General features: G+C 43.7%; 1 protein-coding gene. It reads right to left on the reverse strand.

Annotated features, from left to right (window positions below; all coding sequences use genetic code 11):
* Positions 1 to 467: 467 nt before the first annotated feature.
* A complete protein-coding gene (locus tag A3756_RS29030) occupies positions 468 to 596 on the reverse strand; it encodes a hypothetical protein (protein WP_255374950.1) in 129 nt (42 codons plus the stop codon).
* Between the last annotated feature and the right edge of the window lie 240 nt (positions 597 to 836).

An 836-nucleotide genomic window follows, 5' to 3' on the forward strand; every position in this document is an offset into this window, starting at 1 on the left:
TAATCTAAGCCAATTGTGATCTATTGAGGCGTTCTGCTCGTAAATCGTTTTGACCACTATTCCAATGTCTTGTCTTGAACTCTAATGAATCCATATAGGGCAATATGATGAAAGAGCGTAAGTTTCAGGTTAAACCCGGCACACATAAAGGAAATAAGGCGGCGCGCTTACCTTGCCGTGGCTGTACAAAAAACTGTGGAAACTATATGGTTTGTGAAGGCCGTCCATGGAGGACTCTAAGTGACCACAACTAAGTTATCTACCCGACTTTACGATACATCTTATCGAATCGTTGGCATCTTATATCTTGCCTCGGGCCTGTGGTGTGCGATAAATCCCACATTGTCCGCCAGTTTCTTGGGGATAAACTTTCAGAGTGAGATGGGGCTTGCCGAATTCTTTTCTGTCTATGGAGGGCTTCAAGTAGGGATCGGTTGTGCAATGATACTGTCATCATTTTACAAGCCTTACTTGGAAGGCGCCGTCTTTTTCGCAGCGATAGTATCGACAGGGCTAATAGGCTTTAGGTTGATCGCTTTGCCGCTTTTCAGCTCAGACACAAGCTTGTTAGGAATGGCTGTTCTTGAAGCGCTCATTGCTGTGCTGCTTTGGCGGTATTGGTATCTCATGAGGGCTCAGAATATCTTATTGAGATCTAAAATTTCCCGCTAACGGATATCTAAGTTTGTCTGCTTGGAAGGAGGAGCTGAACTCTCGTGATTCCTTATAGTCCGCTAAGTCACCTTTCAGGTGCGCAATTTAGATACGGATAAAACAGCCAGTTTGATCGTTGGCTAAATGATTCAAAATAAGCAAAAGCAACTCTTTCGTATAAA

The organism is Oleiphilus sp. HI0086, assembly GCF_001635225.1.